Raw genomic sequence first — 16,316 nt, 5'->3', positions numbered from 1 at the left:
GCATGCCAGGAGGACGATCCATGACGAATTTCAAGACACTGGCCTTTTCCGGACTGGTTCTCTCGCTGGCGGCGACCGGTTGGGCTCACAGTCAGTCCACCACGCTGCCCGCGCCGCCCGCCGCCACTCCGAACACATCCACCGGGTCCATGCCGCCCGCGCCGTCCACCGCGCAGCCCGGCGAGGAGGGCGACGATCTGTCCCTGCCCGGTGACGAGATGAACGATGACGCCGACGACGAGGACGTCTCGGCCGAGACCTCCGCCGAACCGGCCGCTCCGGAGAGCGGCGAGACCCGCGGCGATCGACGCGGCGGCCCGCATCGGATGGGCCGGATGGACGCGAACCAGGACGGCGCGATCGGCAAGGACGAATTCCAGGGCCAGCGCGTCGAGCGGTTACGCAAGGCGGATGCGAATGGCGACGGAACCCTATCGAAGACGGAGCTCGAGGCCATGGTATTGCAGCAGATCGCCGAACGTCGTGCGGCTCGTCTCGAACGGCGGCTCGACATAAACGGCGACGGTCGGGTGACGCTGGCGGAGATCGAGAGCATGCGCGACAAGCGCTTCGCGCTCTACGACCGAAACGACGACGGTCGTCTCGATTCCCGCGAACTCGCCGCGCTCCATCGTGGCATGGGACCGGGGGAGATGCGGCGGGGCGGCGATCGGCATGAGCGTCCGGTCGGCTACGGTCGTCACGGCGAGCGTCACGGCCGGCACGCTGGCGAGGGCTGGCACCAGCGCGGCCATGGCTGGGACCGGATGCCCGGCGGCGAGCGCGGCTTCGACTGATGAGACTGGCTTGATGAAACGAGGCCCCCGGATCGCTCCGGGGGCCTCTTGCCTTGAACGGCGCTTCTCCGCGTCAGGCGGCCCTGGCGTTCAGAACTTCGTCCGGCGCGAGCGCCCGGCGGCAATCCAGCGGCATGCGGATCGACACGACGGTGCCATGGCCGACGCGCGAGGCGATGCGCATCCGCCCGCCGTGCAGTTCCACCAGAGACCGCGCGATGGCGAGGCCGAGGCCGGTGCCCTTGTGCGTGCGGGTCAGTTCGTTCTCGACCTGCTCGAACGGCCGGCCGAGCGACTGGAGCGAGGCTTTGGGAATGCCGATGCCGGTGTCGGAGATGGACAGGACGGCGACATCGTCGACGGCGCGCGCGCGCACGGTGATCTCGCCGTTGCCGCCGGTGAACTTCACGGCATTGGCGAGGAGGTTCAGGAGGATCTGCTTCGTTGCGCGGCGATCGGCGAAGAGCATCAGGTGCTCCGAGCCCTCCGAGCGAATGTTGAGGCCCTTCTGCAGGGCCTGCACCTCGACGATCTTCGAAGCCTCCATGACGATTTCGGACAGATCGATCTTCTCCTGCGCCAGGACGAGACGGCCGGCTTCGATCTTCGACATGTCGAGGATGTCGTTGATGAGCTTCAGGAGATAATGCCCGCTGTCGTGGATGTCGGACGCGTATTCGGTGTACTTGGCGCAGCCGAGCGGTCCGAAGGAGCCTTCGCGCATGATCTCGGAGAAGCCGATGATGGCATTCAGCGGCGTGCGCAACTCGTGGCTCATATTGGCGAGGAACGTCGTCTTGGCGCGGTTCGCGCCTTCCGCGCGCTCCTTCTCGACGACGTAGCTGGTGTTGAGGTCGGCGAGTTGCCGCGCCTTGGCCTCCGCGTCGCGACGGGAGGAGGAGAGATCGTTGATCGTGGCCATCAGCCGGCGTTCGCTGTCGCTGAGGCGTTCCTGGTGCACCTTCATCTGCGTGACGTCGGTGCCGATCGAGACGTAGCCGCCGTCGTTCGTCGTGCGCTCGGAGATCTGCAGCCAGCGCCCGTCGGCCAGCATCGCCTCCATCACGCGCTCACCCTCGACGAAGCTCGGGCTGGTGATCTGCTTGATGCCGATCGGCTTGCGCGACCGGGCGGCGACGTCCTCGTAGGGTGTTCCGGGCCGCACGTCCTCGTCGCTGAGGCCGAAGACCTCCTGGTAGCGATGGTTGCACAGGACGAGCTTGTTGTGGCTGTCCCAGAGAACGAAGCTCTCCGAAATGTTCTCGACGGCATTGTGGAGCCGTGAATTCGCCTCGTCGGTGCGGCGCACCAGGGCATGCTGCTCGGTGACGTCGACGGCGACGCCGATGAGATGGACGTCGTTGCCGGCCGTGCGCGTGACCTCGGCGCGCGCGCGCAGCCAGATGTAGGAGCCGTCCGAGCGACGCATGCGGAAGGACCGGTCGAGATTGCCGATCCGGCCGGATGCGACGGAGCGGGCCACCTCGAAGAGGCTGCCGTCGTCGGGATGCATGAGGTGGGCGATGTCGCCGAAGGAGAGGACGCCGTCCTTGGCCGGCATGCCGAGGATCTCGTACATCGAACGCGACCAGTACATGCGGCCGCGGGCGAGATCCCAGTCCCACAGGCCGCATCGGCCGCGCGAGAGCGCCGTATCGACCCGCTGATGCGCGACGAGATAGAGCGCGTCCGCCTCGCGGGCCCGCATGGCCTGCCGGAAGTAGGCGTAGAGGATGACGAGCATGATGAGGCTGGTCAGCGCGAACATCGTGACGTTGACCGACACGGAGCGGCGCCAGTCGGAAAAGAGCTCGGTCTTGTCCTGGATGAGCGTCACCGATCCGAGCGGCTCGCGCAGGGTGGCATTGGCGACATAGACGGCGCGACCGTCGAACATGGTGGACAGGACGCCCGCACGTTCGCCGAACATCATGAGGGGCTGGACGCTCGCGAGCATGTCCGCGAGGTCGGTGCCGAGATAGCGCTCGTAGCCGGGCGCGGTGGAGACGACGAGGCCGGCGGGATCGGTGACGAGCGCGATCCGGCCTTCGCCGGCAAAGCCCGCCGGCATGGCGCTCGTGAGAAGCGCGCTGCCTTGCTCTTCGGCGGTGAGATCGGCGGCGGCGAGGGCGGTCTGCTCCGCGCGCATGAGGCTCGACGCGAGCGTCAGATGGCGCGTCGCATTGTCCTCGATGGCGTGCCTCTCGTCGAGAAGCGCCAGAAACCGCGCCAGAGCCAGGATGGCCAGGAAGGTGACGATGAGAACGGGGATGGCACGACGAAGCGCGGGTTCCGCGTTCAGAAGTGTTTGATAGGAGGGTCGAGCCAGCCAGCGGGCCAGTCCGACGATCTCTTCACGTGCTTTGAGCAGGCCCTCGATTCGAGACAAGCGTCCCCCTGCCGGCACGCTCGACGCGTCCGAATTCATCATGCCGCCTTTTGATTGACCTCGTCTCGACTCGGCACGCCGCACATCCGAATCGATGTGAATTGATCAGAGGCGAATCGCCTTGTCTAGACCTTGAGGGCATCTGTTCAGGCGCTGGATGCCGCCGAGTCAATCAGCTCAACGATCTATCCACAATGTCTCGAAGATCGACGGAAAGACCTTCCTTTTCAGACAGTTGCACGAGGGATGCGCGTGCGGTTTCGCGTCGTTGCGGCTCGAAACAGCGCCAGGATCGGAAGGCCGTCGCGATGCGCGCGGCGATCTGCGGGTTGAGTTGATCGAGGGACTGAATCATTTCCGCCACCCAGGCGTAACCCGCGCCGTCCGTCCGGTTGAAGCCGACCTGATTGCCCGCCGCAAAGGCGCCGATCAGCGAGCGGGCCCGGTTCGGATTGGCGAGGTTGAACTTCGGATGCCGCGCCAGTTGACGAACGCGGTCGAGGGCCCCCGCGTGAGGCGCCGTCGCCTGCAGCTGGAACCACTTGTCCACGACGAGGGCATTGTCCTCGAAGCGCTTGTAGAAGTCGTCGAGCGCGGCCTCGGTGTCCGGCGCATCGGGAAAGCGGTGCGCCAGGACCGAAAGCGCGGCGAGCCGGTCGGTCATGTTCCCCGCGCCCGCATAGCTCGCCGCCGCCGTGGCCGGCGTGCCCTCCGCGGCGGCGACGTAGTCGAGGAGAACGTTCGACAAAGCGCGACGTCCTGCATTCGAGGCGTCCGGCGAAAACGGGCCGGATCCCGCGAGATCATGTCGAAGGCTGCGGAACCGCTCCGCGCCGCGCAGGCCGATGCGGCGCACGACGTCGCGTCGCCCCCTGTGGATCGCATCGGGATCGACATTGTCGCCGAGAAGACGGGCGATGTCGGATTCGCTGGGGAGCGCCAGCGCCTGGGCTCTGAGGGCCGGTTCCAGGGCTTCGTCGGTCGCGGTGGCGACCAGCGCATCGGCGAGGGCGGGATCGAATGCGGCCTCGTCTCCGTCGCGCGCGGTGCGGGCCGCGCGTTCGAGGGCCTCGCCGGCGAGGTCCGAAAGAGCGCGCCACCGGTTGAAGGCATTGGTGTCGAGGCGTGCGAGAGCCAGCCGGTCGGCGTCGCGCTGCTGGAACTTGAGGTCGACGGGCGCCGAGAAGTCCCGCAGGATGGACAGGTAGGGCCGCTCGGCCAGTCCCTCGAAGATCACGGTCTCCTCCGCGTCGCGCAGATGGATGACGTCGCCGTCGACCTCGGCGCCGGCGGCGGGACGAGCCTCCATGTCCTGTCCGTTCGAGCCCACCAGTCCGAAGCGGACGGGAATGTGCATCGGCTTCGTGCCGGTGCCGGCCGCCCCCGGCTTCAGAGATTGGGCGAGTTTCAGCGTCAGGCGGCCGGCGGCCTGGTCGAAGTCCTCTTCCACCGTCAGCGTGGGTGTGCCCGCCTGGTGGTACCAGAGGGCGAACTGGGAAAGGTCGGCGTCGTTCGCCTCCTCGAAGCAGCGGATGAAGTCCTCGATCGTCGCGGCGTCGCCGTCGTGACGGTCGAGATAGAGATCCATGCCGGTGCGGAAGCGCTCACGGCCGAGAATGGTGTCGATCATCCGGACGAGCTCGGCGCCCTTGTCGTAGATCGTCGAGGTGTAGAAGTTCGAGATCTCGCGATAGCGGCTCGGGCGGACGGGATGCTGGAGCGGCCCCTGGTCCTCGGGGAACTGGTGCGCCTTCAGCCCGCGCACCGACGCGATGCGCTTGACGGGCGCCGAACGCTCGTCGGCGGTGAATTCCTGGTCGCGATAGACGGTCAGGCCTTCCTTGAGGCAGAGCTGGAACCAGTCGCGGCAGGTGATGCGGTTGCCGGTCCAGTTGTGGAAATATTCATGCGCGATCACCGTCTCGACGCCGGCATAGTCCGCATCCGAGGCGGTGTCGGGATCGAGCAGGACGTATTTGTGGTTGAAGACGTTGAGACCCTTGTTCTCCATCGCTCCCATGTTGAAGTCCGAGATCGCGACGATGTTGAAGATGTCGAGATCGTATTCGCAGCCGAAGCGACGCTCGTCCCAGACCATGGAGCGCTTCAGCGCATCCATGGCGTAAAGCGATTCGTGAGCGCGTCCCTTCTCCGTATAGATCGCAAGGTCCACCTTGCGTCCGCTCATGGTGGTGAAGTGGTCGTCGAGCCGATCGAGGTCCCCCGCCACCAGCGCGAAGAGATAGGAGGGCTTCGGGAACGGGTCGTGCCAGACGGCGAAATGGCGACCGCCCTCGAGAAGTCCGTGCTCGGCGGGATTGCCGTTCGACAGGAGGACCGGCACGGTGGCCTTGTCCGCTTCGATCCGGACGCGGTAGGTCGCGAGCACGTCGGGACGGTCGTAGAAATAGGTGATCCGGCGGAAGCCTTCGGCTTCGCACTGCGTGCACCAGATGCCGTTGGACCGGTAGAGACCCATCAGCTTGGTGTTCGCCTCGGGCCGAAGACGCGTCGTCAGACCCAGTCGAAAGGTCCCCGATGCCGGGAGGCCACGGATGACGAGGCGGTCGGGGGAGGCATCGTAGCGATCCGGAGCGAGGGGCTCGCCGTCGATCGTCACGCTTTCGAGGGAGAGTTCGTCACCGACGAGATCGAGCGGCGCGTCGGCGGCGACCCCCTCGCGTCGCTCCATGAGGACGATGGCTTCGACGTCGGTCGCTCCGTCGAAGAGGCGAAACGTCAGGCCGACGTCCTGAACGGAAAAGTCGGTCGGCCGATAGTCCTCGATGCGGATGGGCTGTCCCTGGTCGGTGCGAAGCATCGGGCGTTCCTTGGATATGGCGAAGCGTGAGAACGACTTATCCCTGTGGGAAGGCTTTGCCAAATCGCTTCGCACGTTCCAGCGCGCTTTGCGCTCGACGGGCGCGTTCCACCGCCATAAATGGAATGGTATTGGTGACAACGCGTTCTCGGTCGAAGACCGATTCATCGCTGCGGTCGACTAGCCGAGGTATTCCATGACGATCATGACCCCGAAGTTCGGCCTTGGCGCCTCGGTCCTGCGCAAGGAAGACGACGCCTTCATTCGCGGCCTCGGTCGCTACACCGACGACGAGACGCGGGAGGGCCTGCTGCATGCCGTGGTCGTGCGGTCTCCTCACGCCCATGCGCGCTTCACCCTCGGTGACCTCTCGGCCGCGCGCAGCGCGCCGGGCGTGCGCCTCATCTTGACGCACGAGGACATTCCCGACATCGGCGATCTGCCCTGTCAGGCGCGCGCCAAGCAGGCCGACGGTACGCCCATGGACGCGCACGACACTCCGGTCCTGTGCCGCGGCACCGTGCGCCATGTCGGCGACGCCGTCGCCTTCATCGTCGCCGAAACGCCCCTCCAGGCGCGGGACGCCGCCGAACTCGTCGAGATCGACTACACGCCGCTGCCCGCCGTCGGCGATCTCGCCGCGGCCATTTCGGAAGCCGCGCCGCTCGTCTGGGACGACAAGGCCGGCAATCTGGCGGGCCGTCTTCACGAGGGCGACCGCGCGCGGACGGACGCGGCCTTTCGCGATGCGGCGCATGTCTCCTCGGTGCGGCTCGTCCAGAACCGCCTCGTCTGCAATTACATGGAGGTCCGTTCGGCGATCGGCGAATATGCGCCGGAGACCGGCAAGTATCTCCTGACGACCGGCAGCCAGGGCGTGCACGGCATGCGCGACACGCTCGCCGAGGCCGTTCTGAAGGTTCCGGCCGATCATATCCGCGTCGTCACGCGCGATGTCGGCGGCGGTTTCGGCACGAAGGCCTTCCTCTATCGGGAGCACGCGCTCGTCCTCATCGCGGCCAAGCGCCTCGACCAGCCGGTCAAGTGCACGGCCGACCGGTCGGAGCACTTCGTGTCCGATACGCACGGCCGGGACAACATCGTCACGGCCGAGATGGCGATGGACGACCGCGGCCGCTTCCTGGCGCTGCGCATTGAGCTTGCCGCCAATCTCGGAGCCTACACCTCGCAATACGGGCCGATGATCCCGTGGTTCGGGATGTCGATGGCGACGGGGCTCTACGACATTCCGGCGATCGACGTCGACGCCAAGCTCTATTACACGAACACGGTGGCCGTGGACGCCTATCGCGGCGCGGGACGGCCGGAAGCCGCCTATCTCATCGAGCGTCTCGTGGACGAATGCGCGGTCGACCTCGGTGTGCCGCGCGACGAGATACGGCGCCGCAACTTCATCCAGGCCGACCAGCTGCCCTACACGACGCCGCTCGGTCGCATGTACGACACCGGCGACTTTTCCGGCCATCTCGCCGAGGCCCTTCGCCAGTCCGGCTGGGAGGATTTCGAGACGCGTCGCGCGGCTTCCAAGGCGGCGGGACAGCTGCGCGGGATCGGGCTTGCGACCTATGTCGAGGCCTGCGCCTTTCCCGGCTCCGAGCCCGCCTATGTCGAGCTTCGGGAAACGGGCCGCGTCGAACTGAAGATCGGCACGCAGTCGAACGGGCAGGGCCATGCCACCGCCTATGCCCAGTTCGTCGCCGAAGCGCTCGATCTCGACTACGATGCGATCGACGTGCGACAGGGCGACACTGACGATACGCCGACCGGCGGGGGAACCGGCGGCTCGCGCTCGATCCCGCTCGGTGCGGTTTCGGTCCGGCGGGCGAGCGAGGGCCTTGCGGAGAAGCTGAAGAAGCTCGCCGCGGACGAGCTCGAGACCTCGGCTGCCGACATCGAGCTTTCCGGCGGCACCGCGCGTGTCGTCGGCACCGATCGCTCCATCGATTTCGCCGGCCTGGCCGCGAGCGCCAAGAGCGAGGATCAGCTGAAGGCCGTCGGCGAGTTCAAGCAGACCGAAGCGACCTATCCCAACGGCACGCATGTGTGTGAGGTTTCGATCGATCCCGAGACCGGCCATGTCACGATCGAGCGCTATTCCATCGTCGATGATTTCGGCGTGACGGTGAACCCGATGCTTCTGGCGGGACAGATCCATGGCGGCGTCGCGCAAGGGATCGGGCAGGCGCTGACGGAGAACGCGGTCTACGACGCGGACGGACAGCTCGTCACCGCGAGCTTCATGGACTACCAGATGCCGCGCGCGGAGGATTTTCCGTATTTCGAGTTCCGCACCCGCAACGTGCCCTCGACGACGAACGCGCTGGGCATCAAGGGCGCGGGCGAAGCCGGCACGATCGGGGCGGCGCCCGCCGTCATGAACGCGGTCGCCGACGCCCTTCGCTCGGCCGGCGCCAAGCCGATCGACATGCCGGCGACGCCGATGCGCGTCTGGAACGCGCTGCAGGCTGCGACATAAGGCTGGTCGAACCCCGCAATATCGGGGCGCGGCCCCGTCTGGACGACCGCTGACGCTGCGCGGACTTTCCGCGCGGCGTCGGGGCGAAGGCATGACATGGACGAGGACCGCGGCGGCGCGAGGCTGCATCAAGACCCGATCCGGGGCATCGGGCTGAAGATCCTCTCCGTCGTGGTCTTCGTCGGCATGCAGACCTCGATCAAGATGGCCGGAGCCGACATTCCCGCGGGCGAGATCGTCTTCTTCCGCTCGTTCTTCGCGCTGATCCCGGTCGCGATCTACCTCGCCTGGCTCGGCGACCTCAGCACGGCCTTGAAGACTGAGGACCTTCGCGGCCATGTCTGGCGCGGCCTGATCGGCGTCACCTCCATGAGTCTGGGCTTCTTCGCGCTGACGCGGCTGCCTTATCCCGAATGGATCACCATCTCCTATGCCGCGCCGCTCCTGACGGTGGTCTTCGCGGCGGTGTTCCTGAAGGAGGTCGTGCGGCTCTACCGCTGGAGCGCGGTCGTGGTCGGCCTCGTCGGCATCACCGTCGTCTCCGTGCCGAACCTCACGATGCTGAACGAGGGCGTGTCGACCGCGCACGGCATCGGCATGCTGGCAGCCCTTGCCGCCGCCGCCGTCGCGGCCGTCGCGATGATCCAGATTCGCCGCCTCGTGCGCACGGAGAAGACCGCGACGATCGTCGTCTATTTCTCGCTGACGTCGAGCGGAATAGCCTTGGTCTCGCTCCCCTTCGGCTGGGTCTGGCCGAGCGCGAACGAGGCCTTCTTCCTCATCCTGGCCGGACTTTGCGGCGGAGTCGGGCAATTGCTTCTCACCGCCTGCTACCGCTACGCCGACGCCTCCACCATCGCGCCCTTCGAATACACGTCGATGGTGCTCGCGATCGCCATCGGGGCGATGCTCTTCGGCGAGACCGCCAGCGCGACGACGCTGCTCGGCGCGGCCATCGTGATCTCCGCCGGCATCTTCATCATCGTGCGCGAGCACCGCCTCGGCATCGAACGCGCCAAGGCCCGCAAGGTGACCCCGCCGCAGGGTTGAGCGAGAAGCGCACCGACCGCCGACGACGCCGATGCGTCCGGCGCATCAAACGTGTCCCGGCGCCTCCTTGGCGCGGGGGTCGAGGGAGAAGGAGGCGGGGGTCTGCGTTCGCGCGAGCGGCGTCGTCTGGAAGTCGGCTCTCGCGGCCGGCGCCTGTCTGCGGAAGGTTCGGTAGAACGCATAGGCCGCAAAAATCGCGTGGGCGGCGCCGGTCGCGGCGAAGATGCCGGAGGGGCCGAAGGTCTCCATCAGCCAGGCCGCGAGCAGCGGCCCGCCCATCGTGCCGAAGCCGTAGAGGATGAGCAGGCCGCCCGAGACCTTCACGAAATCCTCCGGCCGCGCGTAATCGTTGGCATGCGCCACGGTCAGCGAATAGGCGGGATAGATCACGCCTCCGAGGCAGAAGGCGATCGCAAAGAGCGTCAGCGGCGCCTTGCTGTCGAGCGACATCGCGGCGGCCGCGACGGCGACGCCGAAAAGCCCGGCGCCGGTCATGACGAAACGCCGATCGAGGCGGTCGGAGAGGCGTCCCAGCGGATATTGGCAGACGATGCCGCCGGCCATGGTGGCGGCCAGCAGCGTGGCGATCTCGGCGTTGGAGAAGCCGACGCGCTGCCCGAAGACCGGCGACATGTTGTTCCAGGAGGCGGAGAGGACGCCGGCGAGAAACACGCCGACGGCGGCGGCCGGCGAGTTCTTGAAGATCGATCTGAGGTCCAGCGTCGCCTGCTTCAAGGGCTTGGGCGTCGGCGCCTGCGACAGGGAGGTCGGAATGACCGCCAGGGCGAACAGGATGGCGCCGATCATGAAGGGCGTCGCGAGGCCGGGATCGGTGAGCGGCATGATGTATTGCCCGCCCATCATCGCCGTCATCGAGACGATCATGTAGACCGAAAAGATCTTGCCGCGCGTCTCGTTGGTGACGCGCTCGTTCAGCCAGCTCTCGATGATCATGTAGCTGCCGGCCAGAGTGAAGCCGGTCAGTCCGCGCACGAAGATCCAGGCGATGGGATGGACGATCAGCCCGAACAGAAGGACCGCGATCACGAGAAGCGCGCAGAGGCTCGAGAACGTCCGCACGTGACCCGCCCGCCGGACGATCAGCGGCACGACGAGGCAGCCGATGGTGAAGGCCACGGCGTAGCCGGTTCCCATGAAGCCGATCTCGTAGGTCGACCAGCCTTCGAGCGAGCCGCGCACGGGCAGGACGATGCCCTGAAGACCCGCGCCGGCCATCAGGAAGAAGGTCGAGAGCAGCAGCGAGACGATAGGCAGGAGAGCGGACATGGCACGGGCTTTCGCAGGGCACGAAGAGGGCAAGCGCTTCGGCCGGCGTCACAGGTCTCGACCAGAGTAACGACGCGGATCCTCAAACTCGCATCGCTTTACGACGACGGGTGGCGGAAACGGCGGCGGATCAGCCTTTCTCGTCGAGGCGGGACCGCAGGCGCTGGAGATCTTCCCAGGCCAGTCGCTTCTGCGCAGGATGCTGGAGAAGATAGGTCGGGTGGAACATGGGAAGCACGTCCACCGCCTCGCCGGGATCGAGACCGAAGGCATAGCTCTGCCAGCGCCCGCGGAGGCGCAGAATGTTGCCGTCGGCGCGCAGCAGCATGCGCGCGCTCAGCGCTCCGAAGCTGACGACGGCTCTGGGGCGCACGAGTTCGATGTGCCGGGCGAGGAACGGCAGGCAGATCTCGATCTCGGCCGGCGTCGGCTGCCGGCCGCCGGGCGGGCGCCAGGGCAGGGCGGTCGCCAGGCGAACGGCGGGACGCTCGAGGCCGATCGCCGCCAGCATGCGGTCGAGAAGCCCGCCGGATCGTCCCGCAAAGGCCTCGCCCGCGATATCCTCCTCGCGGTCCGGCGCTTCCCCGATCATCATGACGGACGCCGTCGCGGAGCCATCGCCGAAAACGAGCGACTTGGCCGAGCGGCGTAGATTGCAGCTCTCGAAGCTCGACAGCGCGGCTTGGAGTTCGTCCAGCGTCCCGGCCGCCCGTGCCCGTTCCCGCGCGTCGGCGACCGCGACGTCGTCCGGCACCACCGTGCGCGTGGAAGGAACGGCGGGCGCGGGGAGCGGCGGGGGAGCGGCGTTGCGGGGCGGGCTCGCGGGGCCACGGTCGTCGCCAGCCTTCTCGGCGTGGCGCAGAGCCGGGCGCCGGGCTTCGAGCTCCGCCGCCGTTTCCGCGAATCGATCGCGGGGCGCTTCTTCCAGCAGGGCGTCGACGCCGGCGCTCGCATACCAGTCGAGAAGGGCGCCGAGCGCATCGCGCGCCGTATCGGCCATCGGGCTGTCCGTCATGGCGTCTCCATAGCCTATCGCGCTGCCGCGCGCGACACGCGCGATCCCGCTTCGCCAGGAGCCGGGCGACGATGGCGCTGCAAAACCACCGCTTTCGTTTCATCTGCGACGCCATCGGCGCGTCGAGACACTTCGAATTCTTCCAAGCTTTTGCTATGTCCGTTTGACGTGCACGTCAAAACCGCCTGGCTTTCGAAGACGGCAGCAGAGGAACGACCATCTTGGACATGACCGAAACCGAGGCTCTGCCCGAGCGCGAAGCGATGGAGTTCGACGTGGTGATCGTCGGCGCGGGTCCGGCCGGCCTGTCCGCCGCCATCCGCCTGAAGCAGGTCGATCCCGATCTGTCCGTCGTCGTCCTGGAGAAGGCGTCCGAGGTCGGCGTACACATCCTGTCCGGCTGCGTGCTCGATCCCTCCGCGCTGGATCAGCTGTTGCCGGACTGGCGCTCCGAGGAGACGCCGATCCGCCAGAAGGTCACGGAGGACAAGTTCTACGTCTATGGCGCGCATGGCGGCGTGCGCCTGCCAAATGCGCTGATGCCGAAGCTGATGAACAATCACGGCAATTACGTCATTTCGCTCGGCCTCATGTGCAAATGGCTGGCCGAAAAGGCCGAGGCGCTCGGTGTCGAGATCTATCCGGGTTTTGCCGCGACGGAGCTTCTCACCGACGAGTCCAATGCCGTCATCGGCGTCGCGACCGGCGACATGGGCATCGAGCGCAATGGCGAGCCCGGCCCGAACTTTCAGCGTGGCATGGCGCTTCTGGGCAAGTACACGATGATCGGCGAAGGCGTGCGCGGCTCGCTCGCCAAGCGCGTCATCCGCGACTACGGCCTGTCCGAGGGGCGCGATCCCCCGAAGTTCGGCATCGGCATCAAGGAACTCTGGGAGATCGATCCGGCGAAGGCCAAGCCCGGCCTCGTGCAGCATTCCTTCGGCTGGCCGCTCGATCTCGCCACCGGCGGCGGCTCGTTCCTCTACCATCTCGAAGGCAACCAGGTTTACGTCGGCTTCGTCGTCCACCTCAACTACAAGAACCCCTATCTCTCGCCCTTTGACGAGTTCCAGCGTTTCAAGACGCATCCCGATATCGCCGAGCTTCTCGAAGGGGGCAAGCGCATCGCCTACGGCGCGCGCGCCATCACCGAGGGCGGCTGGCAGTCGGTGCCGCGGCTTGCCTTTCCCGGCGGCGTCCTCGTCGGCTGCTCCGCGGGTTTCGTGAACGTGCCCCGCATCAAGGGCGTCCACAATGCCATGGCGTCCGGCATGCAGGCCGCCGACATCGCCGCCGCGGCGATTGCGGAAGGACGGGCGCACGACCGGCTTCAGGCCTACGAGGACGGCTGGCGCACCTCGTCGATCGGACGGGACCTGAAGCGCGTGCGCAACGTCAAGCCGCTCTGGTCGAAGTTCGGAACGGTCCTCGGTGTCGGTCTGGGCGGCATCGACATGTGGATGAATCAGGTCTTCGGCATCTCGCTCTTCGGCACCCTCAGCCACGGCAAGCCCGATCATGCCTCGACCGAGCCGGCGGCCCAGCACAAGCCGATCGCCTATCCGAAACCCGATGGGAAGCTGACCTTCGACAAGGCGTCCTCCGTGTTCCTGTCGAACACCAATCACGAGGAGGACCAGCCGGTTCATCTCCTCGTCAAGGACATGGAGCTGCAGAAACGCTCCGAGCACGACGTCTATGCCGGTCCCTCGCAGCGCTACTGCCCGGCCGGCGTCTACGAGTGGCTGGAGGCGCCCGATGCCGAGCCGGTCTTCGTGATCAACGCGCAGAACTGCGTCCACTGCAAGACCTGCGACATCAAGGATCCCAACCAGAACATCACCTGGGTCCCCCCCCAGGGCGGCGAGGGACCCGTCTACCAGACGATGTGAGGAGCGACGGCGCGCTTCGGCGGCGAGCCCGCCGAAGCGTCGCTTGTTCCGCTCGGCCGTCGCTCCACGCTCTGCACCTCCGGCTCCGCGGCCTTCGGAAACGGTATCGCGAAGGTGACGAGCACCGGGAGATGGTCGGACGAGGTCGCCTCCGGCCGCGACACCGACAGGATCAGGATCTCGCGCGACACGAGGACGTTGTCGATCGGCAGGCCCGCCCAGCGCGCGAGCCAGGATGGCAGCCAGTTCGGCCCCCAGGTTGGTCCGATGCCGGCCACGATCCGCAAGCCGCCCGCCGCGGCATAGGCTGCGACCGATGCGCTCCACGGGGCGGCGTTGAAGTCGCCGCCGATGATCGCGGGCGTCGTCAGCGCCGCGAGCCCTTCCGCGATGGCGTCGACCTGTCGCCATTGCCGGCCGGGCCAGGGCCAGCGAAGATGCTGGGACCCCACCGTGACGGGGTGTCCGTCGAAGTCGACGACGCGCGCCTCGAAACCCGCCCGCGGCAGGCACGTCTCGCGTGCGCCTTCGACGAAGGGGCGCCGCGACAGGATCGCGACGTCGCCCCAGCGCTCCGGCGGCGCGCAATAGGACTGATAGGGATAGCGGTCGGAGAGGCTGCGAAGCGCCTTCTCCCAACCCGGCGTCATTTCTTCGACGGTCACGACATCCGGGTCGAGCTGCCGGATGCGATCGAGCGCCTTCGACTTGTCGTTCGAATCGTAGCGCACGTTCATCTGGAGAAGCCGGTAGCGCGGCATGCTCGGGGGAAGCGTGCCCTCCGCGGTCTGCGACAGGGGGATCATGAAGGGCCAAACCGTATAAAGCCCGAGCCCGGCGGCGAGGAGCGCGGCGAAACCGGCGGCGTGGAAGCGCCGGATCGTCAGGACGACGGCGAGGATCACGAGAACCGCCGATCCATGCGCCCGAAACTGACCGAGCGTATCGAGGAGCGGCAGCGCGTGGCCGAAGAAGCCGCCGACGATGCCGAAGGCCAAGGCAAAGGCGCCCGCCACGAGGAGGCGATCGAACCGGCGCAGCCGCACGGCGGAGACGGGCGCGGCGGCGGCGACTATTGGAAGGCCGTTTCGAAGAAGGAGCGAAGCTTTCTCGAATGCAGGCGTTCCGGTGCCATCCCGGCGAGCTTCTCCATGGCCCTGATGCCGATCCGGAGGTGCTGCGAGACCTGCCGCTTGTAGAAGTCCGTCGCCATGCCCGGCAGCTTCAGTTCCCCGTGGAGCGGCTTGTCGGACACGCAGAGCAGGGTTCCGTAGGGCACGCGAAAGCGGAAGCCGTTGGCCGCGATCGTCGCCGATTCCATGTCGAGCGCCACCGCGCGCGAGCGCGACAGGCGCTCCACCGGCTCGGTCTGGTCGCGAAGCTCCCAGTTGCGGTTGTCGATCGTGGCGACCGTGCCGGTGCGCATGATCTTCTTCAGCTCGTAGCCGGACAGGCCCGTCACCTCGGCCACCGCCTCTTCCAGCGCCACCTGCACCTCCGCCAACGGCGGGATCGGCACCCAGACGGGCAGGTCCGCGTCGAGCACGTGATCCTCGCGCACATAGGCATGGGCGAGCACGTAGTCGCCGAGCTCCTGGCTGTTGCGTAGGCCGGCGCAATGGCCGAGCATCAGCCAGGCATGCGGCCGAAGCACCGCCACGTGATCGGTGATCGTCTTGGCGTTGGACGGGCCGACGCCGATGTTGATCATGGTGATCCCCGAACCGTCCTCGCGCACCAGATGGTGCGCCGGCATCTGCGGCAGGCGCAGGGGCGCGATGCCGCGCTCGGGCTCGCTGGCGCCGGGTCGCGTCACGAGATTGCCGGGCTCGACGAAACCCGTGTAACCGCCGCTGCCGCGCGCCATGATCTCGCGCGCCATCATGCAGAACTCGTCGACATAGAACTGGTAGTTCGTGAACAGCACGAAGTTCTGGAAATGAACAGGACTGGTCGCGGTGTAGTGCGCCAGCCGATGCAGCGAATAATCGACGCGCTGGGCCGTGAAGGGCGCCAGCGGCAACGCTTCGTCGCCCTTGGGATGATAGTTGCCGTTGACGATGCGATCGTCGGTGGAGGCAAGGTCCGGCACGTCGAAGATGTCGCGCAGCGGCTTGTCCAGGCGCTCCGCCGCCGTGCCGTCGACATAGATGCCCTCGGGAAAGGCGAAGTGCAGCGGGATCGGCGTATCGCTGTCGCCGATCGAGACGGGCTCGGCATGATTTCGGATCAGGAGGGCGATCTGCTCGGTGAGATAGCCTTCGAAGAGATCCGGCCGCGTGATGTTGGCGGCGTAGCGGCCGGGGCCGGGCACATGGCCGAAGGCGAGCCGCGAATCGACGCGGCCGTGGCTGTCGGTGACGAGCGTCACCTGCGGATAGAAGGCGCGATACCGCTTCGACGTGTCGCCGCTTTCCAGCACCTCCTCGAAGCGGTCGGAGAGGAAGGTCACGGCACGGTCGTAGAGCCGGCGAAGTTCGGCGACGGCCGCTTCGGCATCGTCGAAGAGCCGACCCGGCATCGCGTCCGGCGTCACGAAGAGGGGGGTGGTCCTGGCCTGGAAAAGCT

General features: G+C 67.0%; 10 protein-coding genes. 4 read left to right on the top strand and 6 right to left on the bottom strand.

Annotated elements, in window-relative coordinates; genetic code table 11:
* Window positions 1-20 precede the first annotated feature (20 nt).
* The gene (locus ASG43_RS00955) at window positions 21-797 is read left to right on the top strand and encodes a hypothetical protein (RefSeq protein ID WP_056499270.1); all 777 of its coding nucleotides are present in this window, start codon (window positions 21-23) and stop codon (window positions 795-797) included.
* Window positions 798-870: 73 nt separating this feature from the next.
* Here the strand turns inward: ASG43_RS00955 and ASG43_RS00950 are convergent, their stop codons facing one another.
* Both ASG43_RS00950 and pepN read right to left on the bottom strand, forming a co-directional pair.
* Entirely contained in the window at window positions 871-3,186 is a 2,316-nt protein-coding gene (locus ASG43_RS00950; protein ID WP_244487941.1) for an ATP-binding protein, read from the bottom strand.
* Window positions 3,187-3,358: 172 nt separating this feature from the next.
* Window positions 3,359-6,007 (bottom strand): aminopeptidase N, encoded by a 2,649-nt coding sequence (pepN, locus tag ASG43_RS00945; protein WP_056499267.1) that lies wholly within the window; start codon window positions 6,005-6,007, stop codon window positions 3,359-3,361.
* Between the two features lie 196 nt (window positions 6,008-6,203).
* Here pepN and ASG43_RS00940 point away from each other — a divergent pair, with 196 nt between their 5' ends.
* Together ASG43_RS00940 and ASG43_RS00935 are read left to right on the top strand one after the other, a co-directional pair.
* Window positions 6,204-8,504, top strand: coding sequence for a xanthine dehydrogenase family protein molybdopterin-binding subunit (locus ASG43_RS00940; RefSeq protein WP_056499264.1), 2,301 nt, complete (start codon window positions 6,204-6,206; stop codon window positions 8,502-8,504).
* A gap of 96 nt (window positions 8,505-8,600) precedes the next feature.
* Window positions 8,601-9,554, top strand: a complete 954-nt coding sequence (locus tag ASG43_RS00935; RefSeq protein ID WP_082490514.1) for a DMT family transporter — start codon at window positions 8,601-8,603, stop codon at window positions 9,552-9,554.
* Window positions 9,555-9,599: 45 nt separating this feature from the next.
* Here ASG43_RS00935 and ASG43_RS00930 read toward each other — a convergent pair whose 3' ends face one another.
* Window positions 9,600-10,841 carry an MFS transporter gene (locus tag ASG43_RS00930; protein ID WP_056499262.1) on the bottom strand — a complete coding sequence of 414 codons (1,242 nt, stop codon included), beginning with the start codon at window positions 10,839-10,841 and terminating at the stop codon, window positions 9,600-9,602.
* Between the two features lie 130 nt (window positions 10,842-10,971).
* A complete protein-coding gene (locus ASG43_RS00925) occupies window positions 10,972-11,856 on the bottom strand; it encodes a uracil-DNA glycosylase (RefSeq protein WP_082490513.1) in 885 nt (294 codons plus the stop codon).
* 227 nt (window positions 11,857-12,083) lie between these two features.
* On the opposite strand from ASG43_RS00925, the gene ASG43_RS00920 reads away from it, so the two are divergent.
* A complete protein-coding gene (locus tag ASG43_RS00920; protein ID WP_056499259.1) occupies window positions 12,084-13,748 on the top strand; it encodes an electron transfer flavoprotein-ubiquinone oxidoreductase in 1,665 nt (554 codons plus the stop codon).
* Here the strand turns inward: ASG43_RS00920 and ASG43_RS00915 are convergent.
* Complete coding sequence (locus ASG43_RS00915; protein WP_156386319.1) at window positions 13,733-14,794, bottom strand: endonuclease/exonuclease/phosphatase family protein; 1,062 nt, start codon at window positions 14,792-14,794, stop codon at window positions 13,733-13,735. The genes ASG43_RS00920 and ASG43_RS00915 overlap by 16 nt on opposite strands.
* 26 nt (window positions 14,795-14,820) lie before the next feature.
* The gene (locus tag ASG43_RS00910; protein ID WP_056500873.1) at window positions 14,821-16,269 is read right to left on the bottom strand and encodes an AMP nucleosidase; all 1,449 of its coding nucleotides are present in this window, start codon (window positions 16,267-16,269) and stop codon (window positions 14,821-14,823) included.
* Between the last annotated feature and the right edge of the window lie 47 nt (window positions 16,270-16,316).

This window comes from Aureimonas sp. Leaf454 (assembly GCF_001424685.1).
In the GTDB taxonomy this organism is placed as follows: Bacteria; Pseudomonadota; Alphaproteobacteria; order Rhizobiales; family Rhizobiaceae; genus Plantimonas.
Note: the sequence above shows the minus strand (reverse complement) of the source record. Positions and strands in the feature narration are given on the sequence as shown.

Coding starts and splice junctions, on each gene's coding strand:
- ASG43_RS00930 (WP_056499262.1), bottom strand. CDS start 10,841: ATGTCCGCTCTCCTGCCTATCGTCTCGCTGCTGCTCTCGACCTTCTTC.
- ASG43_RS00920 (WP_056499259.1), top strand. CDS start 12,084: ATGACCGAAACCGAGGCTCTGCCCGAGCGCGAAGCGATGGAGTTCGAC.
- ASG43_RS00935 (WP_082490514.1), top strand. CDS start 8,601: ATGGACGAGGACCGCGGCGGCGCGAGGCTGCATCAAGACCCGATCCGG.
- ASG43_RS00925 (WP_082490513.1), bottom strand. CDS start 11,856: ATGACGGACAGCCCGATGGCCGATACGGCGCGCGATGCGCTCGGCGCC.
- ASG43_RS00955 (WP_056499270.1), top strand. CDS start 21: ATGACGAATTTCAAGACACTGGCCTTTTCCGGACTGGTTCTCTCGCTG.
- ASG43_RS00910 (WP_056500873.1), bottom strand. CDS start 16,269: ATGCCGGGTCGGCTCTTCGACGATGCCGAAGCGGCCGTCGCCGAACTT.
- ASG43_RS00940 (WP_056499264.1), top strand. CDS start 6,204: ATGACGATCATGACCCCGAAGTTCGGCCTTGGCGCCTCGGTCCTGCGC.
- pepN (WP_056499267.1), bottom strand. CDS start 6,007: ATGCTTCGCACCGACCAGGGACAGCCCATCCGCATCGAGGACTATCGG.